Origin of the sequence: Solirubrobacter phytolaccae (assembly GCF_027587195.1) — a bacterium.
Lineage (GTDB): Bacteria > Actinomycetota > Thermoleophilia > Solirubrobacterales > Solirubrobacteraceae > Solirubrobacter > Solirubrobacter phytolaccae.
Genome location: NZ_JAPDDP010000010.1, coordinates 1 through 25,070 on the forward strand (window position 1 = coordinate 1; position 25,070 = coordinate 25,070).

General features: G+C 71.6%; 16 protein-coding genes. 4 read left to right on the forward strand and 12 right to left on the reverse strand.

The window, feature by feature from the left end:
* Positions 1-129: 129 nt before the first annotated feature.
* The 7 genes from OJ997_RS07450 to OJ997_RS07480 form a co-directional block, all read right to left on the reverse strand.
* Positions 130-1,074 (reverse strand): TetR family transcriptional regulator C-terminal domain-containing protein, encoded by a 945-nt coding sequence (locus OJ997_RS07450; protein WP_270024439.1) that lies wholly within the window; start codon positions 1,072-1,074, stop codon positions 130-132.
* Complete coding sequence (locus tag OJ997_RS07455; protein ID WP_270024440.1) at positions 1,071-2,114, reverse strand: ABC transporter ATP-binding protein; 1,044 nt, start codon at positions 2,112-2,114, stop codon at positions 1,071-1,073. Before OJ997_RS07455 ends, OJ997_RS07450 begins: the two co-directional genes overlap by 4 nt.
* Positions 2,111-2,929, reverse strand: a complete 819-nt coding sequence (locus OJ997_RS07460) for an ABC transporter permease (protein ID WP_270024441.1) — start codon at positions 2,927-2,929, stop codon at positions 2,111-2,113. Before OJ997_RS07460 ends, OJ997_RS07455 begins: the two co-directional genes overlap by 4 nt.
* Entirely contained in the window at positions 2,926-3,825 is a 900-nt protein-coding gene (locus OJ997_RS07465) for an ABC transporter permease (protein ID WP_270024442.1), read from the reverse strand. Before OJ997_RS07465 ends, OJ997_RS07460 begins: the two co-directional genes overlap by 4 nt.
* Positions 3,825-5,069: a polyamine ABC transporter substrate-binding protein gene (locus OJ997_RS07470; protein ID WP_270024443.1), complete on the reverse strand. Its 1,245-nt coding sequence runs from the start codon at positions 5,067-5,069 to the stop codon at positions 3,825-3,827. The genes OJ997_RS07465 and OJ997_RS07470 overlap by 1 nt, the downstream gene beginning before the upstream one ends.
* 67 nt (positions 5,070-5,136) lie before the next feature.
* Entirely contained in the window at positions 5,137-6,735 is a 1,599-nt protein-coding gene (locus tag OJ997_RS07475; protein WP_270024444.1) for a phytoene desaturase family protein, read from the reverse strand.
* Positions 6,732-7,880, reverse strand: coding sequence for an aromatic ring-hydroxylating oxygenase subunit alpha (locus tag OJ997_RS07480; RefSeq protein WP_308213568.1), 1,149 nt, complete (start codon positions 7,878-7,880; stop codon positions 6,732-6,734). The genes OJ997_RS07475 and OJ997_RS07480 overlap by 4 nt, the downstream gene beginning before the upstream one ends.
* 201 nt (positions 7,881-8,081) lie before the next feature.
* Here OJ997_RS07480 and OJ997_RS07485 point away from each other — a divergent pair, with 201 nt between their 5' ends.
* Entirely contained in the window at positions 8,082-9,671 is a 1,590-nt protein-coding gene (locus OJ997_RS07485; protein ID WP_270024445.1) for an EAL domain-containing protein, read from the forward strand.
* A gap of 63 nt (positions 9,672-9,734) precedes the next feature.
* Here the strand turns inward: OJ997_RS07485 and OJ997_RS07490 are convergent, their stop codons facing one another.
* The 4 genes from OJ997_RS07490 to OJ997_RS07505 form a co-directional block, all read right to left on the reverse strand.
* Positions 9,735-10,529, reverse strand: coding sequence for a hypothetical protein (locus tag OJ997_RS07490; protein ID WP_270024446.1), 795 nt, complete (start codon positions 10,527-10,529; stop codon positions 9,735-9,737).
* Positions 10,530-10,639: 110 nt separating this feature from the next.
* Positions 10,640-11,662 (reverse strand): hypothetical protein, encoded by a 1,023-nt coding sequence (locus tag OJ997_RS07495; protein WP_270024447.1) that lies wholly within the window; start codon positions 11,660-11,662, stop codon positions 10,640-10,642.
* Positions 11,641-11,916 carry a YciI family protein gene (locus OJ997_RS07500; RefSeq protein WP_270024448.1) on the reverse strand — a complete coding sequence of 92 codons (276 nt, stop codon included), beginning with the start codon at positions 11,914-11,916 and terminating at the stop codon, positions 11,641-11,643. The genes OJ997_RS07495 and OJ997_RS07500 overlap by 22 nt, the downstream gene beginning before the upstream one ends.
* Positions 11,917-11,990: 74 nt before the next feature.
* On the reverse strand, positions 11,991-14,234 hold the full coding sequence (locus OJ997_RS07505; RefSeq protein ID WP_270024449.1) for a M28 family peptidase: 2,244 nt from the start codon (positions 14,232-14,234) through the stop codon (positions 11,991-11,993).
* Between the two features lie 160 nt (positions 14,235-14,394).
* Here OJ997_RS07505 and hrpA point away from each other — a divergent pair, with 160 nt between their 5' ends.
* From hrpA to OJ997_RS07520, 3 genes are all read left to right on the forward strand, one after another.
* Entirely contained in the window at positions 14,395-18,213 is a 3,819-nt protein-coding gene (hrpA, locus tag OJ997_RS07510) for an ATP-dependent RNA helicase HrpA (protein WP_270024450.1), read from the forward strand.
* A 180-nt stretch (positions 18,214-18,393) separates the two neighbouring features.
* Complete coding sequence (locus OJ997_RS07515; RefSeq protein ID WP_270024451.1) at positions 18,394-21,084, forward strand: ATP-binding protein; 2,691 nt, start codon at positions 18,394-18,396, stop codon at positions 21,082-21,084.
* Positions 21,085-21,163: 79 nt separating this feature from the next.
* Positions 21,164-23,866: an AfsR/SARP family transcriptional regulator gene (locus OJ997_RS07520; RefSeq protein ID WP_270024452.1), complete on the forward strand. Its 2,703-nt coding sequence runs from the start codon at positions 21,164-21,166 to the stop codon at positions 23,864-23,866.
* On the opposite strand, the gene OJ997_RS07525 is transcribed toward OJ997_RS07520, so the two are convergent.
* Positions 23,844-25,064 carry an MFS transporter gene (locus OJ997_RS07525; protein ID WP_270024453.1) on the reverse strand — a complete coding sequence of 407 codons (1,221 nt, stop codon included), beginning with the start codon at positions 25,062-25,064 and terminating at the stop codon, positions 23,844-23,846. The two genes, OJ997_RS07520 and OJ997_RS07525, sit on opposite strands and share 23 nt — an antisense overlap.
* Positions 25,065-25,070 lie beyond the last annotated feature (6 nt).

The following is a 25,070-nucleotide window of genomic DNA, read 5'->3' on the forward strand; positions in this document are numbered from 1 at the left end:
GCCTACGACGTGCTCGCGCCCGTGTACGACCTCGTCACGGCGGGGCACGATCATGCGGCGTGGCCGGGCGTGGCGTCGCGCGGGGCGAGACCGGGCGTGGCGTGGCCGGGCGTGGCGTGGCCGAGCGGGTCATCGCGTCAGCCCTTCGCGCTCGCCGGCCGTGAGCGCGCGGCCCGGCACCTCGAGCGTGGTCGCGCCCTCCACGCCGATGCCGTCCGCGGTCGTGATCGTCTCGCGCGTGCGAAAGCTCGCCCGGCCGACGCTGTCCAGCGCGCAGGTCACGGTCACGTCGTCGCGGCCCAGCGGGCGCACGTAGCGGACGGCGACATGGGTGACGACGGCCTCGGGCACGCGGTCGCCGAGCCAGGCGGTCCGCGCCTCCTCCAGAAACGTGAACAGCACGGCGGGGTCGACGACACCGCGCGCGTCCAGATCCCGCGCCCGCACCGAGAGCTCCACGCGGTGCTCCGCCACGACGCGGGGCGCGACGAACACGGGCGGAGCGGGCAGCGCGACGCCCAGCTCGAGCTCGGCCATCCGGCGCGCCCAGGCGGCCGCGCGGGCCGGCGGGACGTCCTCGCCGTGGACGGTCGCGTGCAGGCCGATCCCGTCGATCACGGCGACGAGCCGCGCGGCGGTGTCCTGCACGTCGTCGCACTCCCAGCAGCCCTGGCGCACGCCGTCGGCCAGCACTTCGGCGAGCACCGCGCGCCAGCCGATGTCGAAGCGTCCGAGGGTGTCGCGCACGAGCGGCGAGTGCACCGAGGAGCCCCACGCGTCGACCCACAGCCGCCACGAGGCGGCGTCGGCCCACTCGGACTGGTCCAGGTAGGCCGCGAGCCGGTCCGCCGGGCTCTCGAAGCGCCGCGAGATCGCCTCCAGCGCGTCCAGGTCCTCGCGCGCCGCGGCCGCGAACGCCTCCGCGACGACCTCGTCCTTGGACCCGAAGTGGTAGTTGAGCAGCCCTAGAGACGCGCCGGCCTCGCGCGTGATCGTTCCCACCGTCGCCGCCGCGAAGCCGTCACGACCGATGACGCGGCGGGCCGCGCCGAGCAGCTCTTCGCGCCGCCTCACGGCTCCAGCACCCGCAGGCAGTTTGCGGGCAGGTGCACGCAGACAGGGTCGCCGGACGAGTGCTCCACGGCCTCGCCGTCGTTGGGGACGTCGCAGCGGACCAGCGCGCCGCTCGCCAGCCGCACGCGCACGTCCTGATGGAAGCCGAGGTAGACGACCGCCTCGACCATCCCCGGCACGCGGTTCTCCCCGCCGGTGCCGTGCGGCTCCAGGCGCACCCGCTCGGGCCGGATCATCGCCAGCGCGTCCCCCGTTCGCCCGTCGACGTCCGCGCGCAGCGTGAACTCACCGACCCGCAACGCTCCCTCCGACACCGTCGCCGGGATGAGGTTCGAGGACCCGAGGAAGTTGGCCACGAACGCCGTGCACGGCTCCTCGTAGAGCACGCGCGGCTCGTCGCACTGCTCGACCTTGCCGCCCTTCATCACCGCGACCCGGTCGCTCATCGTTAGCGCCTCGTCCTGGTCGTGGGTGACGTAGACGAACGTGATCTCCAGCGTCTCCTGGATGCGCTTGAGCTCGACCTGCAGGTCGATCCGCAGGCGCGCATCCAATGCCCCGAGCGGCTCGTCCAGCAACAGCACCGGCGGCTCGAGCACGAGCGCCCGCGCCAGCGCGACCCGCTGCTGCTGGCCGCCGCTCAACTGCCCCGGCCGCCGCTCGGCGAGGTGCCCGAGTTGCACGAGCTCCATCGCCTCGCCCACCCGGCGCGCGACTTCGCTCTTCGACACCCGCTTGTACTTCAAGCCGAACGCGACGTTCTCCGCCACGCTCATGTGCGGGAACAGCGCGTACGACTGGAAGACCGTGTTGACGGGCCGTTTGTGCGGCGGCCGGCGCGCGATGTCGTCGCCGTCGAGCGTGATCGCGCCGCCGTCCAGCCGCTCGAAGCCGGCGATGAGCCGCAGCGTGGACGTCTTCCCGCAGCCTGAAGGCCCGAGCAGCGTGAAGAACTCGCCGTGCGCGATCTCCAGCGACACGTCGTCGACGGCCAGCACGTCGCCGTAGCGCTTGACCAAGTGATCGAGGACGAGGCTCACCGCATCAGCCCCGACAGGCTCTCCGGCCGGCGCCGGAACACGAGCCACGCGAGCGCGAGCGCCGCCAAAGACAGGACCAGCATGATCGTCGCCAGCGCGTTCAAGGCCGGCGTCGGCGCCGCGCGGGCGGACGAGTAGATCCGCATCGGCACGGTCGTCGTGTCGGCGCCGCTGGCCATGTACTGCGCGACCACGAAGTCGTCGATGCTCAGCGCGAACACCGTCAGCAGCGACGCCGCGATCGCCGGGCCGAGCAGCGGCAGCAGCACGCGCTTCAAGACCTGCCACGGCGGCGCGCCGAGGTCCGCGGCCGCCTCTTCCACATCGTTGCCGATCATCACCAGCCGCCCGCGCACGATCAGCACGACCCACGAGATCGAGAACGTCACGTGCCCGATCACCTGCGCGGTCGTGCCGAGCCCGATGAACCCGAACGCGCTCGTGAACAGCAGGAAGAGCCCAACCGCGAACACGAGCTCCGGCGTCACCAAAGGCAGCAGCATCAGCACGTTCGAGACGCCGCTCCCCCGCCCGCGCCAGCGCTGTAGGCCGATCGCCAGCGCGGTCCCGAGCGGCACCGCGAGCAGCATCGCGAGCCCGGCCAGCACCAACGAGTGCTCCAGCGCGGCGGCGAGCGTCGGGTCGTTGCGCACCGACAGCGTCGGGTCCGTCCAGAACCAGCGCAGCGAGAAGCCCTGGCCGCTCGTGCGGGAACGCCCGTCGTTGAACGCGAACCGGATCGCGATCAGCACCGGCAGCAGCGACCAGGCCACATAGACCCAGGTGATGACCGGAAGCCAGCGCGGGCGACTCACGCAGCGCTCTCCCGCCGCAGCTCGCGCAGGTAATAGAGCATGAAGACCAGCAGGAACGCGGACAGCAGCAGCGTCATCGCGGCGCCGAGCGCCTTGTCCGGCCCACCCTGCACGTAGTTGTTGATCGTGTTGCCGAGCATCGCCGTGCGCGGCGAGCCGCTCATCAGGTCCGGCGTGTAGTAGTCGCCGAACATCGGCAGCGCGATCAGGACGATCCCGCCGAGCGTCCCCGCCCGGGAGAGCGGCAGGACCACGCGCCGGAACGCGCCGGCCGAGGATGCGCCCAGGTCCCGAGCCGCCTCGATCAGCCGCTGGTCGATCCGGTCCAGCGACGCGTACAGCGGCAGGATCAGGTACGGCACGTAGCCGTAGACGAGGCCCATGATCACCGCGATGTGCTGGCCGCCGAGCCAGTCCTCGCCGTCGAGCAGCCCGACTGCCGAGAACAGGGAATCGAGCGACAGCGTGTTGAGCACGTCCGCCGCGTAGCCGCCCTCCGCGAGCAGGTTCGTCCAGGCGAACATCCGCATCAGGTACGAGATCCAGAACGGCGCGACCAGCAGGATCAGCAGCGCGGCCTTCGAGCGCCCGGTCGCGTAGCGCGAGACGTAGTAGGCGACCGGATAGCCGATCGCCAGCGACAGCACGACCGCCACGACCACGTAGGCCAGCGTGCGCACGAACACCGGCCACGTGCGCCCGCCCGGCAGCACGTCCTCCAATGCCTGCAGCAGATATCCGATATTCCAGTCGAGCGGATTCCAGTGCGGCACCGGGTCGTAGACGTCGGTGATGTTCCCGAGCCCGACCGCCACCACCGCGTAGAACGCGACGAGGAAGAACGCGGCGAGCCACGCCATCCCGGGAACCGCCAGGATCGCCCACGCGCGCCGCATCAGCCGTTCCGGAACGCACCCCAGGCCTGGTCCCAGCGCCGCCGACCGTCCGCGGTCAGCGCCAGGAACGCGTTGCCGTTGGCGTAGTCCTCTCGCGTGACCACGCAGTTGCGCAGGTTCTCCGGCAGCACCTGCTGCTCGAACAGCGCGTCCGCGTCGATCTTCGTGATCGGCGGCTGGTAGCCGACGTACTCGACGAAGTTCTTCAGCGCGACGTCCGGCTGCAGCAGGTAGTTCATGAACCGGTGCGCCATGACGGGCTTGGCGGCGTCGACGCCCACGCACATGCAGTCGTTGAACACGGGCCCGCCCGCGCGCTGGTACCAGTAGCTGAGCACGTCGCCGGTCGTGCCCTCGGGCAGGTAGGAGATGACGGCGTTGAGCATGTCGCCGGACCAGACCTGGTTCATCGTCATCCGCCCGGCGGGCAGCGTCTCGTAGCCGTTGATCGCGACCTTCACGCGTGCGACGTCGTTGAGCTCGATCAGGTCCTCGGACGCTCGCTCGAGCAGCCCTTCGTCCTCGGTGTTGAGGTTGGTGATCCCGCGGCGCATCAGGGCGAGGCCGAGCCCTTCGCGCGCGTCGTCGAGCACCGCGACGCGGCCCCGCAACGCCTGCGCCTGCCAGAACGACTCCCAGCCCAGCTCGTTCGGATCGAGATCGCCGATCTGGTCGTTGCGCCAGCCGATCCCGGTCGTGTAGAGCGTGTACGGCACCGTGTAGCGCGGCCCGACGTCGTAGAACGGCGACTGCACCTCGGGCCACACCTCCTTCGCCAGGTTCGGCACCAGGTCGAGGTTCAGCGGCTGGATGAGCCGGCGGCCGACCAGCCGCGGCAGGTGGTCGGGCGCGGTGAAGATCACGTCGAACTGGAAGCGGCCGGTCGAGAGCTTCGTGAACGCCTCGTCGAGCGTCTGGAACGTCGTGACGCGGACGCTCACGCCCTCCTGCTTGCCGAACGCCTGGATGACCTCGGGGTTCAGGTAGTCGGCGTAGTTGTAGACCTGCAGCTCGCCGCCCTTCTCGGGCGCGCCGGCCTTCACGGCGTCCCCGATCCGCGGCAGCGTCACCGGGTAGTCACGGCGGGCGAGCGGGATGCCCGCGGCGTCGACCGGCCCGCCCGCCGTCTCGTCCCCCATGATGCCTTTGCCGCCGGTCCCCTCGGCGGTGGCGACGGGGGTCGTCGTGTTCTCGCACCCGGCCAGGCTCGCACCGGCGATCACCGCACCGGCCGACGCCAGCAAACCCCTCCGGGAAAGTCCTGAAGACTCGTTCAAGACGGACCGATCCTCGCCGTTTGTGCTTAACGTGTCAAGCCCGGCTGAGAACCTTGAACCGGCGTTCAGATCGCCTGCGGTCCTTCAAGACCCGCTGCGCCGCGTTGTGGCCCGCGGCCGCGATCACACCGCCCCCGGGGTGCGTGCCCGCCCCGCACAGGTAGAGGCCGTGAACGGGGGTCGCGTACCTCGACAGCAACGGCGTCGGCCGCATGAACGCCATCTGGTCCAGGCCCTGCTCGCCCTGGAAGATCGAGCCGCCCACCAGGCCGAAGATGCGCTCGAGGTCCGGCGGCGCGAGCACCTCGTAGGTGATCACGGCGTCGCGGACGTTCGGCGCGTACTGGGCGATCAGGTCCAGGCAGCGCTGCGCGTAGGCCTCGCGCGCACCCTCCGGCCAGCCGGCCTCGTCGTGCGGGCCGTACTGGGTGAACATCGTCATCACGGTCGTGCCGTCGTCGGTGAGGCTCGGGTCGATCGCCGTCGGCACCTCGACCTCGATGTACGGACCCTCGGCGGGCACCCCGCGCGTCGCGTCCTGCCAGGCACGCTCGAGGTAGTCGATGCTCGGGCAGATCGCCAGCGAGGTGTGCAGCAGCCGCTCGTCCGGCAGGTTCGGCGGCTCGGACAGGATCCAGTTGACCTTCACCGAGCCGCCGCGGGAGCGGTAGCGGCGCATGTCCTCGCCGACCTCGTCCGGGAAGTGCTCGGCGCCGACCAGGTCCAGCACCGTGGTCTTGGGATGCGCGCCGGAGAGGACGATCGGCGCGGAGATCTCCTCGCCGTCTTCCAGCGTGACGCCGGTGGTGCGACCGTTCTCGACGTCGATGCTCGCCACGGGCGCGTGCGTGCGCACGACGGCGCCGAACGCCCGCGCACTGCTCGCCAGCGCCTCGGAGATCGCCCCCATCCCGCCCTTGACGTGGCCCCACGCGCCGCTCTGGCCGTCCAGCTCGCCGAGCTCGTGGTGGAGCAGGTTGTAGGCGGTACCCGGCGTGCGCGGGCCGGCCCAGACGCCGACCACGCCGGTGGACGCGTAAGCGCCCTTGAGCGCGTCGTTCTCGAACCAGTCGTCGAGCAGGTCGCCGACGGACATCGTCATCACGCGGTAGAGCTCGTGGAGGCCGCGGCGGGAGAGCCCCGCGGCGCGGCCGGCCTCGCGCAGCAGCTCCATCACGTCGCCCGGCCGCTTGGAGCCGAGCGCGGGCGGCGGCTTGAGCATCATCGGGCGCAGGACGTTGGCGACGCGCTCCATCATCGCCTCGAAGTCGGCCATCTTGTCCGCGTCGTGCTTGGACACGCGCGCGAGGGACGCGTACGCGGCCTGCTCGTCGTTGTGGAAAAGGATCGGCGTGCCGTCGGCGGCGAACGTGCCGAACGGCGGGTCCAGCGGGATCGGGTCGTAGCCGAAGCGCTTGAGCTCGAGGTCGCGCACGACCTGTGGCCGGAGCATGCTCACCACGTAGCTCGCTCTCGACACCCGCCGCCCGGGGCTGATCTCCTCGGTCACGCAGGCGCCGCCGAGCAGATCCCGGCGTTCCAGGACACACACGCGTAGGCCCGCGCGCGCGAGATACGCCGCTGCCGTCAGCCCGTTGTGGCCTCCCCCGACCACGATCGCGTCGTAGCTCATCGCAGCGCCTCCAGGTACCGGGAGGCGACCATCTTGTCGAAGGTGTGCACGTCGTCCTCCTGCGTCGTGTAGCGGCCGGGCGTGAAGCGGCTCGAGGTCATGCCCTGCTGCGTGAGCTGGCACACGTGCCAGTCCTCGCGGTTGACCTGGTCCCAGAAGTCGACGGCGTCGCTCGGGTCGAAGCCGGGCTCGGCCATCGTCTCCGGCTCGAAGAACCACTCGCACACGACCTCGGTGCGGTCCACGGCGCGCGGCCACAGCGTGTGCAGCATCACGTAGTCCGGGTGCAGCGAGATCAGCGTGTTCGGGAAGATCAGGAAGTACAGGATCACCCGCTCGTCGACGCCCGCGATCGCGCGGCGGGCGTGGGTCGCGCCGTCCGTCGACATCGTCTCGACGCCCTCGGAGAGCGTCATCGAGCCGCCGCACCACAGGCCCGAGCCCTCGTAGGTCTCGCCCGTCAGGTAGTGGCTGAGGCGGTTGAGCTCCGGGTGCACGCCCGGGCAGTGCAGGCACTCGTTGTAGTTCTCGGCGATCGCCTTCCAGTTCGCGCCGACCTCGTAGACGACCTTGCGCGCGCGCTTGAGCTCCGGCGTGCGGTAGGCGGCCATGTGGGTCGCGAGGTCGCCGATGTGCGCCTGCGGCGGCGGTGCTTCGCCGGACAGGTCGAGCAGCACGAGGCCCTCGATCACCGCGAGCCGGACCTCGTGCAGCGCGAAGCACTTCGGGTCGAAGTCCGTCAGGCCCTCGGTGAAGGGGGCATTCTTGAGCGATCCGTCGAAGCCGTAGCTCCACGCGTGATACGGGCACTGCAGGCGCCGCAGCTGGCCCTCGGGTTCCTCGACGAGGCGCGCGCCGCGGTGCCGGCAGGTGTTCAGGAACGCGCGCGGTAGGCCGTCGTCGTCGCCGACGACAAGGACGTTTTCCTCGCCGGTTTCCACCCGAATGTATGCACCACGACCGGAAACCTGATCAACGTGTCCGGCGCAGATCCAGCCGCGCGAGAAGAAGTTGGCACGCTCCCAATCGAGCACCGCTGGGTCCGTGAACGCCGGGCCCGGAAGCTGCGTGGCTTGCTCGAGCGGCAGCATGGTGCGCTCGAGATCGGCGGCGTAGAGCGGTAGAGACGGATTCGTGACGGCCATGGCCGAGCGTCCTCCAAGGGGTTGACCTGCGCGAACCGTATCACGGACTTTGTGCGGCTGGCAACAAGATCAGTTTGGTTCGATTGGCCACTTGACCGCAAGTCTGGACGCTGCTTGGCGTTTGAGCTTTCCATCCAACGTGCACCCCAGTTAGGCCACATGTCCCCACTTCTTACAGCCCGCCCATCAGTGTCCGTGACCATGCGGTTGCTGGCGGCGTGCGCCGTGACCGCAGTGGTGGCCGCGTTCGTTCCGCTGGCGGGTGGGGACGGCGAATCCAGTGCCGCCGTGCCCGCGTGCCTCACCGTGGCGATCATCTGCGCCGCGCTGATGAGCCACTTGCTCTACTCGTCGTCGAAGACGCTCGAGAACCGCTGCATGGCGTGGCTGTCCGTCGGCACCACGATCGCCATGCTCGGCCTGCTCACGTCGCTGTTCGCGCTGCCGAGCCTGTTCCCCGACGGCGGCCCGATCAACGGCAGCGAGGATGCCGCCGCCGCGCGGTACCTCATCTGGCACGTCGGCCTGATCGCGGCGGGCGTGCTCGCCCTGCTGCGCGTGAAGGCTTCGCTTCGCAACCTTCTGATCTTCGGCGGCCTGGGCGCCCTCCTCCTCGCCTGGGCCGCCGTAGCTAGTTCCCCGTTGGGCGATCTCGCCAGCGGTGACGGGTTCTCCCCCACGATGCGCACGCTCGTCGGGCTCATCGTGCTCGCGCAGGCCGGCGTCGCCGTCGCTTGGTGGCGGCGCGCCGGCGGCGCGATGAACTGGGGCGACATGTGCATCGTCGTCCTGATGGGGCTCTCCGCCCTGGACGCGTTCGCCTACATGTGGGCGTCCGGCCTGTTCGAGGGTTCCTGGTGGGCGTCGCTCGCCCTGCGCGCCGGGCAGTTCGCGATCCCCAGCGTCGGCCTGCTGATCGGCTTCATCGCCGTGGCCGAGAAGCTGCGCGAGTTCGAGGACGAGCTCGCCGCGAACCTCGTCGCCGAGCGCGAGAAGGCCCGCGCCCACGAGGAGCGCGTCTCGCTGGACGCCGAGCGCCGCGAGCGCGTCCAGGCCCGCATGCAGCGGATGATCGACGGCTTCGGGCTCGACGTCGCGTTCCAGCCGATCGTCGACCTGGCGTCCGGCCAGGTGGTCGGCGCCGAGGCGCTGGCGCGCTTCAAGGACGCCGACGGCAACGCGATCCCCACCGAGCGCTGCTTCCTCGACGCGCACGCCGTCGACATGGGCGTGGAGCTCGAGCTGGCCGTGATCCGGCTCGCCCTGCGCTGCCAGGAGCACCGACTCCCCAAGGGCCGCTACCTCGCCTTGAACGTCTCCCCCGCCGTGCTCGAGCAGGACGAGCTCGCCTTCGCGATCGCCCGTCACGACAACACCCACCGCCCGATCGTAATCGAGATCACCGAGCACCAGCCCGTCGAGGACTACGTGGCGCTGAGCGCCCAGCTCGACCGCCTGCGTGACCTCGGCGCCCGCGTCGCCGTCGACGACGTCGGCTCCGGCTTCGCCTCCTTCCGCCACGTCACCCGTGTGAACCCGGACATCCTCAAGCTCGACCGCACCCTCGTCTGCGGCATCGACGACGACCCGGTCCGCCAGTCCCTCGCCAGCGCGATCGTCGCGTTCGCCAAGGACGTCGGCGCCACCGTCGTCTCCGAGGGCATCGAGAACGAGTCCGAGCTCTGCTGCCTCAAGGGCCTCTCCGTCGGCTGCGGCCAGGGCTTCTACCTCGCCCGCCCGAACCTCGGCACAGTTGACGCCGAGGTCTCCGAGCTCGTCGCCGCCGCCTAGTCGCACGAAAAAGGCCGCCCCGGTTTCCCGGGGCGGCCTTGAAAAGCGTCGTGCGAGGCGCGGCTAGGAGACCGTCGCGTCCTCGGGGATCGCGGCCGGGTCGGCGCCGCCGCCGCCGAAGTCCTCCTGGAACTTCTGCATGAGCTCCTCGATCGGGCGACCGCCGGACGGGGCCTGGATGTCGACGGGCTTGTCGACGTCTCCGAGCTTGACGGAGAAGGCGACCGCGCCCTTCTCGCCGTCGGCGTTGATGGTCATGTTGGCCGCGATGCGGCGGAGCTTGCCGTCGGACTTGCCGACGTCGATCGTGAAGTTCGGGTCGCTAATGACCTTCTCGACCTCCTTGAGGTCCTTGTTGCTCAGCTCCTCGATGCCTTCGAAGCCGGAGGCGCCGGGCTGCTTGGCCAGCTCCTTCATGCCCTCGAGGGCGGCGGAGAGGTCGAGCTTGCCGGAGATGCGGGTGACGGGCTCGCCGTCGAGCTCCGCGTCCTGGGTGCCGCTGGTCTCGGGGAACCAGTCCTGCATCTGGGTCAGGAGCTTGCCGACGTCGGCCGACTCCATGCCGCCGCCGGCGCCCGAGAGCTTGAGCTTGGCGATGTTCTCCTTGCCCACCTGGTAGGTCTCGCCGCCGTAGACGACGAACGCGTCGTCGCCGGTCGAGATGATCTGGCCGGCGATCGGCTTCGGCATCCCGGCGCCCGTCAGGTTGAGCTTCCAGTCGACGCTCGGGAGCTTGTTCTCACCGTTGGACTGGTAGGGGCCGGCGAGCTGGAGCTTCGTCTCTTGCCCCTCCGCCTTGATCGAGAGGTCGACGGTGACGTTCGCGGACTTGATGTCCTGCTCGAACGCCGACTTCACTACGGATGCCTCTTCCGCGCCACAGGCACTCACTGCAAGCGCGCCGGCAGCGGTGACTGCCACCAATAGCGTTCTCATCATGAGGTCCGCATACCCCGGACCTCGATTCACTACTTAAGGCGAAACCCAATTGGTGGAGCAGTGACCTCGAGCGGGCTCGTCGGAAGGCCGGAGATCGGCTCTGGCAGGTTGAACGGCGGCGGCGCGACGTCGTTCGGCCCGTCGGGATGAAAGAGCGCCGCGAGCAGCTGCACCTGCTCGCGCGCCGGGCCGAGCTCGCCCATCCCGCCGCCGTACATGACGACACCGTGCGCCTCGCAGTGCGCGTAGATCTCCAGCAACGACCGCAGATCGCCGATCCGCGACGGCTTGACGTTGATCGTCTGCGTCGCGCCGATGTCCGACGCGCGCTTGATCGGCGCGTCGTAGGCCACGCGCTCGAGCGGCAACCCCGCCGCGAACGCCTCGTGCGGATCCTCGATCCGCGCCTCCGGCAGGAGCTCGAGCACCGCCTCGTAGACCGGTGCGAAGTCGCCCTCGACCTCGAGCCCGTAGCGGCCCTTGAAGTCCACCGTCCGCACGGCGCCCGTCCCGGCCAGCTCCTCGATCAGCCCGCGACTCCACGCCGGCGCCGCGTCGAGCTTGAAGCCGACGCTCGGGTACAGCTCCAGCCGCGCCCGCACACCGTCGACGGAAGGCGTCTCCCCCAGCCCGAACGAGTTCACGAACGTGACCGGGCGCGCGGTCCGGCCCAGCGCGTCGCCCAACGACAACCCCGCCTGCAGCAATGCCAGGTCGAGCGCCGCCGACTCGAACAGCCAGTTGCGGAACGGCCGCGCGAAGTCCGCGAACTCGGGCTCCACCCCGCCCCACTGGTCGAACGACCCGAGCGCGTCCAGGAACTCCACGAGCGTCCACGAGCCGACCAGAGGGAACTCGGTCTGCGCCTCCAGCGCGTCGTGGTCCTCGACCGCCGGCATGATGTCCTCGCCGAGCCCGCGATGGCCGCGCCCGTGCAGCCGCAGCAGCGTGGTCGACCGCTCGCCGCCGGTGAGCCGCACGTAGTCGTACGACTCGATGTCGAGCGGTAGTCCGGCGAGCCGGTCGAACATCAGCTGACCACGACGGTCCACGGCTCGATCTTCTTGCTCACCACCAGGCCCGCGGCTCCGTATGGGTCTTCCTCCGCGAACGCCGCGGCGGCCTCCGCCGACGCGAACGCCAGCAGCCCCGAGTGTGGCGGATCGCCCAGCGCGCCCGCGATCACGAGCTTGCCTTCGGCGTGGTACTCCTCGATCAGGCTCAGATGCGCGGCACGGTGCGGCGCGCGCTTCTCGGCCATGTCGGACACGTACTCGTACTGGAGGAGCTGCAGCGTCTGGGGCACGTCGCGGACACTAGCGCGACGTGGAAGGGTGCGGCCGGGACGAGTGAGGGCCCCGTCCCGGCCGCGAATTCCACCTAGGGGTTCGTGGTGGAAAGCGTGAACGTCAGCGTCTTGGAGTACGTGCCCGTGCGGAGCGGGTCGGTCTCCTTGATGCGCTGGCTGAACTGCAGGTCGACCGCGTCGTTGGAGACGGGGGCGGAGTAGGTCAGCAGGTTCAGCAGCGAGCCGACGTTGTTGTAGGCGGTGCCGGTGTTGGCGGCGTTGCGAGCGCGGGCCTGGAGGGGCTCGGGCAGGGCGAACGTGCCGTTGACGAGGTAGCCCGTCGCGGTCGTGCTCGGGTCGGAGACGCTCAGGAGCGCGTCGCCGGCGGTCGAGGTGATGGTGGCGCGCGTCGTGGCCTCGTAGGTCTTCGCGAGGCCCGGCGTGAAGGCGCCGAACGTGCCCGGGGTGCCGAGCGTGAGCGACAGCGTGGCCGGGACGGAGCCGCCCGCGGTGCCGTCGGCGCTGGTGGCGACGAGCGGCAGCTGCATGTCGCCCGAGACCACGACGTTCTTGGCCACGCCGTTGCCGACGGTGAAGTCGCAGGTCACGTGCGGGACGCGGACCTCGACCTTGCCGGCGGCGTCGGTCTTGCCGAACTGGCGGACGCCGTCACCGCAGTTGCCGGTGACGTTCGCGTTCGCGACCGGAGCGCCGGCGGCGTTGGTGGCGGTGATGTTGACCCCGTTCAGCGCGTTCCAGATGTAGGAGGCGCCGATGACGTCGAGCTGCTCCTGCAGGTAGAACTGCGAGACGTTGTCCATCGCGTCACGCGACGTGTGGTAGACGGGCTCGATGTTGTAGCTGCACCCGGTGCAATTCGAGCTGCTGCCACCGGTCGTGCAGTCCTTGCTGGGCGCCTTAATGTAGTTGAGGTGGATGAAGAGCGCCGCCGGGATGCCGGCGTTGTGGAACGGCACGTGGTCGGACTGCGACAGCTTGCACTGGTCGAAGTACTGGCCGTCACCGGTCGTGATGCCGCTGCGCTGAGCGGCCTTGAACGCCTCATCGGTCACGCGGTTGGGCTTGCCGTCGACCGTCAGCGCCCACAGCTTGGCGGGAGCGAAGGTGGTGCCGGTCATGTCCATCTGCCACTGGCCGATGTAGCGCTTGGCCTCAGCGCTCGGCGTCGACGGAGTGGCGGGCACATTCGACGTCAGCGGGTTGTTGTCGGTGTCAGAGCTGACGTACAGGTGATCGTTGCCCCATGCGCGGGAACCGGTCAGGCCCTGCTCCTCACCGCCGAAGCCGCCGAAGCGGATCTCCTTGTCGAGCGACAGGTTCCGCATGACGCGCGCGACCTCGAGCCAGATGCCCTCGCCGGTGGCGTCGTCGTGCGCGCCCGGCGAGCCGAACGTCGAGTCGATGTGACCACCCATGCCGACGATCGGCGCCGTGTCGAAGACGTCGTTGACGGCCTGCTTCTCGGCGGTGATGACCGCGCGCGTGGACAGGCCGGGAGCGTCGACGGTGGCCGCCGCGTTGGCGGTGACGGTCTCGGTGGCGATCGTCAGGGTCAGCTTCTTCTGCGTGGCGCACCAGGGGCCGTTCTGCGTCGGCCCGACGGTACCGCCCGCGTGCGGGGCGAAGACCGAGCCGTCAGGGCCCGGAGCGCACACCAGCTCCTTGATCGTGTCCGACTGCACATCGGCGGAGCCCACCACCGGGATGGTCGGCTGGGCGGCGGTGAGCGTGAACGCTCCCTGCGGCGACGACCCGGTGCCCATGTTGATCACGCCGATCGCGCCCGCGGCCACGGCGTTGACGACCGCGGTGTTGAGCGCCGTGCCCGTGACGTTGTTGATCGCCGCGATCTTGCCGGTGGTCGCAGCCGGGAAGTCGGCCGCGCTGGCGCCGCTGTTGTTGATCCAGATGACCTCGCCGCTGATCGGCGTGTCGTACCCGGTCATCTTCGAGTTGCCGGCGGCACGCATGATCCAGGTCGGACCGGGATACAGCGTGGTGTCCGGCGAGCGAACCACGGCCGACGAAGTCGTCGCCGACCCGTGGTACTGGTTGATCTTGGTCTGATAGCCGAACCCGTCCATCTGCTGCTTGAGCCAATCGGCAGCCTGGTCCTCCTGGCGCGTGCCGGAGAAGCGCCCGCCGATGTCGTTGGCGAGGTGGCGGACGGTCTCGTACGAGTTGGCCGCGTCGAGGTTGCTGACGAGCTCGTCGTAGTAGCTCGGCTTTGGCGTCTGCGCGGTCGCAGGACCGGCGAGGATGCCGAACGCAGCGACGGCGGCTGTCGCCGTCGCAGCGCGGAACAGGTGCTTCATGGACGTAACCCTCCGTTTGGTGCCGCGGCGCAACAGCAGACCCAGTTCGCGCCAACGCTGACCCTGACCGTAAACCAGCCTTTCGCGAGCTGCAACTACAGGGCGTAGAAGTTCCTCAACACCCTGAACCACTGGCCAGTGCGGGATAACCTAAGAGCGCGTGCTCCAAGCGCGTCTCCCCGAGCTGACCATCCAGGACGAGTTCCGCCTCGAGCAGCGCTACAAGCGGCTGGTCGACGGGGACGAGAAGGGCCTCGCCCGGCTCGATGCCGACATCGCGAAGGCCGTCCTCCGGTTCGAGCAGCGCCGCGCCGCCGTCCCCGCCGTCTCCTACCCGGAAGAGCTGCCGGTCTCGGCCCGACGTGAGGATCTCCTGAACGCGATCCGCGAGCACCAGGTCGTGATCGTCGCGGGCGAGACCGGCTCGGGCAAGACGACCCAGCTCCCGAAGATCTGCCTGGAGCTCGGGCGGGGTGTGCGCGGGGCGATCGCGCACACGCAGCCGCGGCGGCTGGCGGCGAGAACCGTCGCCGAGCGCATCGCCGACGAGCTGAAGGTCCCGCTCGGCACTGCGGTCGGCTATGCGGTGCGCTTCAACGACAAGTCCGGCGAGAACACGCTCCTGCGCCTGTGCACGGACGGCCTGCTGCTGGCGGAGATCCAGAACGACCGGCTGCTGCGCCGCTACGACACGATCATCGTCGACGAGGCGCACGAGCGGTCGCTGAACATCGACTTCCTGCTCGGCTACCTCAAGCGGCTGCTCCCGCAGCGGCCGGACCTGAAGGTCATCATCACGAGCGCGACGATCGACCCGGAGCGGTTCGCCAACCACTTCGAGGGCGCGCCGATCATCGAGGTCTCCGGCCGCACGTACCCCGTCGAGGTCCGCTACCGCGAGCCCGAGGACGACGCCGACCAGACGGACGCGATCGGCGACGCCGTGGACGAGCTCCTGCGCGAGCCGCCCGGCGACATCCTCGTCTTCCTGTCCGGCGAGCGCGAGATCCGCGACACCGCCGAGGCGCTCGAGGGCCGTTTCAAGCAGGTCGAGATCCTGCCGCTGTTCGCCCGCCAGTCCACGGCCGCGCAGCAGCGCGTGTGGAAGCCGCACAAGGGCCGGCGCGTCGTGCTCGCCACCAACGTCGCCGAGACGTCGCTGACGGTGCCGGGCATCCGCTACGTCGTGGACCCCGGCACGGCGCGCATCTCGCGCTACAGCGCGCGGTTGAAGGTCCAGCGCCTGCCGATCGAGCCGATCAGCCAGGCGAGCGCCGACCAGCGCAAGGGCCGCTGTGGCCGCGTCGCCGACGGCATCGCGATCCGGCTGTTCAGCGAGGAGAACTTCGAGGAGCGCCCGCGCTTCACCGACCCCGAGATCCTCCGCACGAGCCTCGCCGCCGTGATCCTGCAGATGGCGGCGATCGACCTCGGCGACATCGAGGCGTTCCCGTTCCTGGATCCGCCGGACCGCCGCCAGGTGCGCGACGGCATCGCGCTGCTGCAGGAGCTGGGCGCGCTGGACGAGACCGGGCGCGTGCTCACGCAGCTCGGGCGCCGGCTCTCCCAGCTGCCGATCGACCCGCGGATGGGCCGGATGGTGCTCGAGGCCGCCGGCCTGGGCTGCGTGGACGAGCTGATCGTGATCGCCGCCGCGCTGTCGATCCAGGACGTGCGCGAGCGCCCCGCCGACCAGCAGGCCCAGGCCGACCAGGCGCACGCGCGCCACGCCGACGAGAGCTCCGACTTCCTCGCCTACTGGAACCTCTGGCGCTACCTGCACGAGCAGCGGTCCGAGCTGTCCGTGAACCAGTTCCGCAAGCAGGCCAAGGGCGAGTTCCTGCACTACCTGCGGATTCGCGAGTGGCAGGACCTCGTCTCCCAGATCCGCCAGGCCACGAAGTCGATGGGGATCAAGATCAACCACGAGCCCGCCGAGCCGGAGCTCATCCACCAGGCGATCCTGTCCGGGTTGCTGAGCCACATCGGGCTCAAGGACAGCGCCCGGCGCGAGTACACGGGCGCGCGCAACGCCAAGTTCGCGCTGTGGCCGGGGAGCGGCGTGAAGGGCCAGCCCGCGTGGATCATGGTCTCCGAGCTGGTCGAGACCTCGCGGCTGTGGGGCCGGACCGCGGCCAAGATCGAGCCGCGCTGGATCGAGCCGCTCGCCGGTCACCTGATCAAGCGCACGTACGACAACCCGCGCTGGGACCGCAAGCGCGCGCAGGTCGTCGCGACCGAGCGCGTGACGCTGTACGGGCTGCCGGTCGTGGCCGGCCGCGTCGTCGGCTACGGGCAGATCGACGCCGCGATGAGCCGCGACCTGTTCATCCGCCGCGCGCTCGTCGAGGGCGAGTGGGACACGCGCCACCACTTCGTCGCCGACAACGAGAAGCTGGTCGCGGAGATCCAGGCGCTGGAGGAGCGCGCCCGCCGCCGCGACATCCTCGTCGACGACCAGACGCTCTACGACTTCTACGCCGCGCGCGTGCCGGACACCGTGATCAGCGGCCGGCACTTCGACCGCTGGTGGCGCGACGAGCGGCGCGTGCGGCCAGATCTGCTGACCTTCACGCGCGAGCTGCTGATCAACCCGGTGGCCGCCGAGGACGTGGCGGGGCGGCCGGACGTGTGGCGCCAGGGCGAGCTGGAGCTCAAGCTCTCCTACCGCTTCGAGCCCGGCTCCGCGCACGACGGCGTGACCGTCCACGTGCCGCTGAAGATCCTGCCGCAGCTGCGCGCGCAGGGGTTCGAGTGGCTCGTCCCGGCGATGCGCGAGGAGCTCGTGATCGCGCTCATCCGCTCCCTGCCGAAGGACATCCGCAAGCAGCTCGTGCCGGTGCCCGAGGTGGCCGACAGCGTGCTCAAGCGCCTGGAGCCGCGCAAGCGCCCGCTGCTCGAGTCGCTCGCGGCGGAGATCGAGGCCCAGCGCGGCGTGCGCATCCCGCCCGACGCGTGGGACCCGTCCCGGCTGCCGAACCACCTGCGGATGACGTTCTCGGTCGAGGACGAGCAGGGCAAGGTCGTGGCCGCGAGCCAGGACCTCACCGCGCTGCGGGAGAAGTCCCGCCCGACGCTGCGCAAGGCCCTAGCGGCCGCGACCAAGAAGCTCGAGCGGACCGGGCAGACGAGCTGGACGTTCGGGAAGATCCCCAAGGCGGTTGCGCTGCCCGGGACCAACCAGACCGTGAAGGCGTACATGTCGCTGGTCGACGAGGGCGAGTCCGTCGGGCTGCGCGCGCTGGAGAGCCCGGCCGCGCAGGCGCTCAACATGCGCGCCGGCACGCGCCGCCTGCTCTCGCTGACGATCGCCGACCCGACGCGCCACTACCGCGGCTCCAAGCTCGGCAGCGCCGCGCAGCTCGTGCTGATCGAGGCGCCGCACGCCTCCCCCGCGGCGGTGCTGGAGGACGCGGCCAACGCGGCGATCGCCTCGCTGCTCGACCGCGCCGGCGGCCCCGTCTACGACGCCGAGAGCTTCGAGCAGGTGCGCCAGTTCGTGGCGGGGAACGCCGCGGACGAGGTCGCGCGGATCGTCGCGGCCGTGGTGAAGATCCTCCAGGCCGCGCGTGACGTGCGCGCCCAGCTCGACCAGCTGCGCGGCCCCGCGTTCGACCCCGTCCGTCGCGACGTCGCCCAGCAGCTCGGCCGGCTCGTCTTCCCCGGGTTCATCACGCCGACCGGCGCGCAGCGGCTCGCCGACGTCGAGCGCTACCTGCGCGGCGCGGAGTGGCGACTGCAGCGCCTGAGCAAGAACGCCGCCGTCGACCGCGACCGGATGCTCGCGATCCACGAGCTCGAGCACGCGCACGAGTCCGTGCTGCGCAACCTGCCGCCGAGCGCGCGGCTGGACGGCGAGCTGGCCGAGGTGCCGTGGCTGCTGGAGGAGCTGCGGATCACCCAGTTCGCGCAGGCGCTCGGGCCCAAGGGCCAGGTCACGGCGCGCAAGATCCGCCGGATTCTCGAGGAAGCGACGTAGCACTGGGCGGCCCGCTCGGGTAGCGGACCGCCCAGTCGCCCTCCCCCCTACGCCCAGCGACCATGCCCGGCGCAGAAATTGGGCTGATCAGTAGGATCGACCTGAGTGGCAAAGGCTCGGCAAAGCCACGCGCTGAAATTCGGCGTGTTAGGGCCGTTGCGCGTCGAGGGCCCGTCCGGAGTGATCGCCGTCAACGCGCCGCGGCAGCGCACGCTGCTCGCCGTCCTGCTGCTCTCGCACCGCCACGACACGGTCACGATCGACCGCCTGATCGACGGCCTGTGGGGCGAGCACCCACCCGCGACCGCGATCAAGGCCGCGCAGGTCCACATCTCCCAGCTGCGCCGCCTGCTCGGCCCGGACGTGATCGTCACGCGCCCGAACGGCTACGCGCTCGCGGTCGACCCTGAAGCGCTCGACCTCGCACGCTTCGAGCAGCTCACGGAGCGGGCGCGCGGTGAGCCGCCGGAGCGCGCGGCCGAGACGTTGCGCGAGGCGCTATCGCTCTTCCGCGGCGCGCCCCTGGCCGACGCGCTGCTGCTCGGCCCGGCCGCGATCGAGGCCGACCGGATCGAGGCCGCCCGCCTGGACGCGCTCGAGCAGCGGATCGAGCACGACCTCACGCTCGGCCGCCACGCCGAGGTCGTCCCCGAGCTGGAGGCGCTCGCCGCCGAGCACGCCTACCGGGAGCGCTTCCACGCGCAGCTGATGCTCGCGCTCTACCGCTCCGGTCGCCAGGCGGACGCGCTCGACGCCTTCCACCGCGCCCGCCACGCCCTGGTCGAGGACCTCGGCCTGGATCCGAGCCCCGCGCTCACCCGCCTCGAGGCGCAGATCCTCGCCCACGACCCGGCGCTGGAACTTAAACGTCCTGGACGTTTATCTTCCCAGGAACCTAAAGCCCCAGGTCCTTTATCTTCGCTTCCCACGCCCGCGACGCCGTTGCTCGGGCGTGAGGGCGATCTCGAGGCCGCGGAGGCGCTGCTCGCCGATCCGGACGTGCGGCTGTTGACGCTGACCGGGCCGGGCGGGATCGGGAAGACGCGGCTCGGGCTCGCGCTCGCGCACCGGCTCGCGCCGCGGTTCGGCGACGGCGCGCGGTTCGTCGCGCTGGCCGCGCTGGTGGACCCGGGGCTTGTGGCGTCGGAGATCGAGCAGGCGGCCGGCGAGGACCTCGCGACCGCCGAGCTGCTGCTGGTGGTCGACAACTTCGAGCAGCTGCTGGACGCCGCGCCCGAGCTGAGCCGGATCCTGGCGTCCTCGCCGCGGTCGAAGGTCGTCGTCACGAGCCGCGCGGCGCTACGCGTGCACGGCGAGTACGAGCTGGCGGTGTCGCCGCTCGCTCCGGAGCCGTCCGCGAAGCTGTTCGAACGCCGCGCGCGGGCGCTGAACCCGCGGCTGGAGCTGGCGCCGGAGGACGACGTGCTGATCGGGCGCATCTGCGAGCGCCTGGACGGGCTGCCGCTGGCGATCGAGCTCGCCGCCGCCCGTACGAAGGTGCTCGCACTGGCCGCGATCCTCGACCGGCTCTCGAAGCGACTGGACCTGCTGAGCGCCGGCCCGCGTGACGCGCCCGTCCGCCAGCAGACGTTGCGCGCCGCGATCGGCTGGAGCTACGACCTGCTCGAGCCCGCCGCGCAGGCCACGTTCGACCGGCTCGGCGTCTTCGCCGGCGGTTTCACCTTCGACGCCGCGGAGGCGGTGTGCGGCCTGGACGCGCTCGACACCGTCGCCGCGCTCGTCGACCACAGCCTCCTGCGCGGCACCGGCGGCCGCTTCGAGATGCTGGAGACGGTGCGTGAGTACGCGCTGGATCGCCTCGAGGCGTCCGGGGCGACCGAGGCTGCCCGGCGCGCCCACGCGCGCCACTACGCGGACGCGTTCGCGACCGCCGAGGCGGAGATCCAGGGTCGGGACGCGCGCCGGTGGCTGGACCGGCTGGACGTCGAGCGCGAGAACGTCCGCGCCGCGATCCACTTCGCGGTGGCCGACGGCGACGCCGAGACGGCGCTCACGCTGTGCGCGAACGTGTGGCGCTACTGGGAGCGGCGCGGCAACCTCGCCGAAGGGCGCGAGGTGCTCGCGGCCGCGCTCGGGGCGCCGGACGGGCCGCCGCACCTACGACTGCAGGCGCTCAACGGCGCCGGGGCGCTGGCCGGCGACCAGGGTGATCTCGTTGCGGCCAAGGCGCTGTTCGAGGAGAGCCTGGCGCTCGCGCGGGCGCTCGGCGAGGACCGGCGCGCGGCGCGCACGGAGGGCAACCTCGGCAGTATCGCGCTGCTCGAGTTCGACTATCAGACCGCGATCGCGCACTACGAGGGCGCGGACGTGTACATGCGCGCGGTCGACGACCCGTGGGGCCGGAGCCTGAACGCGCAGAACCTCGGGATCGCGCACGCGGGCGCCGGTCACCACACGCGCGCGGTCGAGCGGCTGACGGAGAGCGTCGCCCAGGCGCGCCGCGTCGACGATCCGACGCTCCTCGCCTCGACGCTGCGCACCCACGGCCGGATCCTGCTCGCGGACGCCGAGGCCGATCCGCGGCCGGCGTTGGCGATCATGCGCGAGGCGATGGAGCTCCAGCGCGACCTGCTGGAGCGCCCGGGCCTCACCGAGTCGTTCGAGACGCTGGCGCGCGTCGCGGGCACGCAGGGCGACCCGCGCAGCGGCGCGCTCCTGCTCGGCGCCGCGGAGGCACTGCGGGCCGCGGCGGGCGGCATGCGCCCGTCGGACGAGCAGGTGTGGGTCGACGAGACCGTCGCCGTCCTGCGCGGCGCGCTCGGCGAGGCGGCCTACGCCGACGCCGAACGCGAGGGCGCGGAGCTCGCGCTCTCAGACGCGCTCGCTCTCGCCCTCGCCGTGTGTAGCTAATTGCGCCAACCCATGCGGATCACCCCTCCTGGCGCTGCGTCGTAGTCGGCACCCCATAGGGCGGTAAAGTCCGGCGGCGATGGACTTCGCGATCCTCGGTCCGCTGCGGGTCGTGGGGCCCGCGGGCGAGATCGAGCTCCGCGCGCCCAAGCACCGCGCCCTGCTGGCGACGCTGCTGCTGGCGTACCGCGACGGCGCGGTCTCCGCTGCGCGGCTGATCGACGTCCTCTGGGACGAGGACCCGCCGGCGACGGCGTCCAAGGCGCTGCAGGTCCACGTGTCCCAGCTGCGCCGGCTGCTCGGACCGGACGCGATCGAGACCCGCCCGTCGGGCTACGCGGTCCGCCTCGCCCCGGGTGGCCTGGATCTCGAGCGCTTCGAGACGCTCGCCGCCCAGGCCCGCACCGCGCCGCCCGAGGCCGCGGTGACGTTGCTGCGGGAGGCGCTCGCCGAGTTCCGGGGTGAGCCGCTCGCGGACGCGCCGCTCTACGGCCCCGCCCGCGGTGAGCAGGACCGCCTCGAGAGCGCCCGCCTGGAAGCGCTCGAGCGGCGGATCGAGCTGGAGCTGGACCTGGGCGCCGGCGGTGCGCTCGTCGCCGAGCTCGAGCAGCTCACGGCCGCGCACCCGTATCGCGAGCGACTGCATGCGCAGCTGATGCTCTCGCTCTACCGCGCCGACCGCCAGGCCGACGCCCTGGACGCCTACCGCCGCGCCCGCCACGCGCTCGTCGAGGACCTCGGTCTGGACCCGAGCCCGGCCCTCCAACGGCTGGAGGCGCAGATCCTCGCCCACGACCCGGCGTTGCGCGGCAAACCTAAAGGCCCTGGGGCTTTATCTTCCGCCGAGGCCCCGCCGACGCCTCCGTTGCCCGTGCCCGCGACGGCGTTGCTCGGGCGCGAGGACGACCTGCTGACCGCGGAGGGGCTGCTGGAGGACGCGGATGTGCGGCTGCTGACGCTGACCGGGCCGGGCGGGATCGGCAAGACGCGGTTCGCGCTCGAGCTCGCGCACCGGCTCGGGGAGCGGTTCGCGGAGGGCGCGCGGTTCGTGACGCTCGGCGCGCTGGAGGATCCGGCGCTCGTCGCCGCGCAGCTGGAGGCGGCGATCGGCGAGACCGCCGGGCGCGAGCTGCTGGTGGTCGTCGACAACTTCGAGCAGCTGCTGGACGCCGCGTCGACGTTGAACGGCATCCTCGCCGCCTCGCCCCGCAGCAAGCTCGTGGTGACCAGCCGCGCGCCGCTGCACCTGGCGGCCGAGCACGAGCTGGCGCTGGGCCCGCTCGCGGCCGAGCCTGCAGTCGCGCTGTTCCTGCGCCGCGCCCGCGCCGTCAACCCGCGCCTGCGCGACGACGAGACCGGCGTCGTTGAGGAGATCTGCCGCCGCCTGGACGGGCTCCCGCTCGCGATCGAGCTCGCCGCCGCCCGGATCAAGGTCCTCTCGCCCAAGGAGATCCTCGACCGGCTCTCGCGCCGGCTGGACCTCCTGAGCGCCGGCCCGCGCGACGCGCCCCAGCGCCAGCAGACCCTCCGGGCCGCGATCGGCTGGAGCTACGACCTGCTCGACGCCGGCTCCCAGCGGCTGTTCCGCGAGCTCGGGGTCTTCAGCGGCAGCTTCACGCTCACCGCGGCCGAGGCGGTCTGCGGCCTGGAGGCGCTCGACGGGATCGCCGCGCTCGCCGACCACAGCCTGCTCACGGCCCACGACGGCCGCTTCGCGATGCTCGAGACCGTCCGCGAGTACGCGCTCGAGCAGCTCGGCGAGGCCCCGGACGTGCGCGACCGCCACGCGCGCGCCTACGTCCAGCTGCTCGCGGAGGCCGAGGACGGGCTCGTGAGCCCGCAGCAGCGCGACTGGCTGGAGCGCCTGGACGCCGACCACGACAACGTCCGCGCGGCGCTCCGGCACACGATCGCCGCCGGCGACGGCGACACGGCGCTCGCGCTGGTCGGCCCGCTGTGGCGCTACTGGCTGCTGCGCGGCGGCGTCAGCGAAGGGCGCGAGCTGGCCCGCGCGGCGCTCGCCCTGCCCGGCGGCACCGCCGAGGCACGTCTGCGGACCGCGAACGGCGCCGGCATCCTGGCCGCCGAGCAGGGCGACTTCGAGGCCGCCCGCGTGCACTTCGAGGAGGGCCTGGCGCGCGCCCGCGAGCTCGGCATCCGCGAGCGCGAGGCGCGGATCGTCTCCAACCTCGGCGTCCTCGCCGTCTACCGCAGCGACTTCGAGATCGCCATCGCCCTCTACGACGAGGCCACGGTGATCGCGCGCGAGCTCGGCGACGAGCGCGCGGTCAGCCTCTACACGCAGAACCTCGGGATCGTCCACGACGAGGTCGGCAACCCGGCGGCGGCAATCACGCTGCTTGAGGAGAGCGTCGCGATCGCCCGCCGCGTCGGCGAGCCCGCCCACCTCACCTCGACGGAGGAGTCGCTCGCCCGCGTGCTCTACGACACCGACGAGGAGCGCGCGATCGAGCTGCTGCGGCTCGCCCTGAACCGCGCGCACGAGATCGGCGACTCGTACGGGATCGTCGGCTGTCTGGAGACCGCGGCGGCGGCCGCGACCCACCGCGGCGACCCGGGTGCCGGCGCCCGGCTGTGGGGCGCGGCGGACGCGCTGCGCGAGGCCCGCGGCACCACCCGCCAGCCGGACGAGCGGCGCTTCGGCGAGCGCGTCGAGGCCGAGTTGCGCGCGGCGCTCGGCGCTCCCGGCTACCAGGAGGCCGTCGACGCGGGCGCCGCGCTGGCGCTCGACGACGCGGTCAGCCTTGCGTTGCGGGTATGAGCGTCGGGACGGGCGCCCTCGAGGTCCGCTCGCGCAGCAGGAACGCCGCGCACGCCCAGACGACGAGCAGGATCGTGCCCGAGATGCCGAAGATCGCGCGGCCGCCGAACGCGGTCGCGAGCGCGCCGCCGGCGATCACCGCGAGGCCGAAGCCCCACGAGTCCAGCGAGTCGACGAGCCCGAACGCGCGGCCGTGCACCCGCTCGGGGATCGCCCGCGTGAGCAGGATCCGGTTGCTCGTGCTGAACAGGCCGTTGGCCGCGCCGGTGAAGCCGAACGTGAACAGCGCGAAGCCGAGCCCCGGCGCGAACGCGGTGCTGAGCATCCCCACGGCGATCCCGGCCAGCCCGGCGAAGTAGCACAGGCGCGCGTCGCCGCCGTCCCGGCCCGCGCACAGCGCGCCGACGATCAGCCCGAACCCGTAGACGCTGACCAGCAGCGCGAAGCCGGTCGCTCCCGCCTTCAGGTCGCGCTGGGCGAGCACGAGCTCGCCGACGTTCATCGTCGCCGCGCACAGCGTCACGGTCGCCGACGTGCCGACCATGATCCGCACGACGCGATCGCGCAGGACGCCGCGCAGCGAGTCGGCGGTGCCGTCTTCGTCCGCGTCGGCCGCGGCCGGGCGGCGGATGTGCCCGCGCAGACGCAGGAGCAGCAGCGCGGACAGCCCGAAGGTGATCGCGTTGATGCCCAGCACGGCGGCCGGTGAGGCGACCACGAGCAGGCCCGCGGCCAGGACCGGCCCGAGCAGCTGGCCCGTGTCGCGCACCGCGTTGAACAGCCCGGTCGCCGGGGCCAACCGCGTCGGGGCGACGAGCCCCGGCAGCAGCGCCCACGTCGACGGGCGGAACAGCGCGGTGCCGAACCCGGCCAGCAGCGCGAGCGCGATCATCGCGCCCGTGCCGTGGGTGAAGACGAGGGCGCCGAACGCCGACGCGCGGATCACGTCGGCGAGGATGGCGCCCCCGAGCCGCGACGTGCGGTCGATCGCCGCGCCCAACAGCGGCCCCAACAGCATCGCCGGCAGCAGGTCGGCCAGGAGCACTGCGGTCGCGCCCCAGGCCGATCCGATCCGCTCGTACGCGAGCACGAGCAGCGCGATGTAGCCCGCACCGGCGCCCAGCGCGCCCTGCGCGTGCGCCGCGAAGAACCAGCGGGCGCGCCGCTCGTTCCTCCACATGTCCATCATGGGCTTCATCGCACC

Bases quoted from the DNA above. Each gene is read 5' to 3' on its own strand.
- OJ997_RS07465 (WP_270024442.1), bottom strand. From the start codon at position 3,825: ATGCGGCGCGCGTGGGCGATCCTGGCGGTTCCCGGGATGGCGTGGCTC.
- OJ997_RS07475 (WP_270024444.1), bottom strand. From the start codon at position 6,735: ATGAGCTACGACGCGATCGTGGTCGGGGGAGGCCACAACGGGCTGACG.
- OJ997_RS07480 (WP_308213568.1), bottom strand. From the start codon at position 7,880: ATGGCCGTCACGAATCCGTCTCTACCGCTCTACGCCGCCGATCTCGAG.
- OJ997_RS07485 (WP_270024445.1), top strand. From the start codon at position 8,082: ATGCGGTTGCTGGCGGCGTGCGCCGTGACCGCAGTGGTGGCCGCGTTC.
- OJ997_RS07505 (WP_270024449.1), bottom strand. From the start codon at position 14,234: ATGAAGCACCTGTTCCGCGCTGCGACGGCGACAGCCGCCGTCGCTGCG.
- OJ997_RS07520 (WP_270024452.1), top strand. From the start codon at position 21,164: ATGGACTTCGCGATCCTCGGTCCGCTGCGGGTCGTGGGGCCCGCGGGC.
- OJ997_RS07525 (WP_270024453.1), bottom strand. From the start codon at position 25,064: ATGAAGCCCATGATGGACATGTGGAGGAACGAGCGGCGCGCCCGCTGG.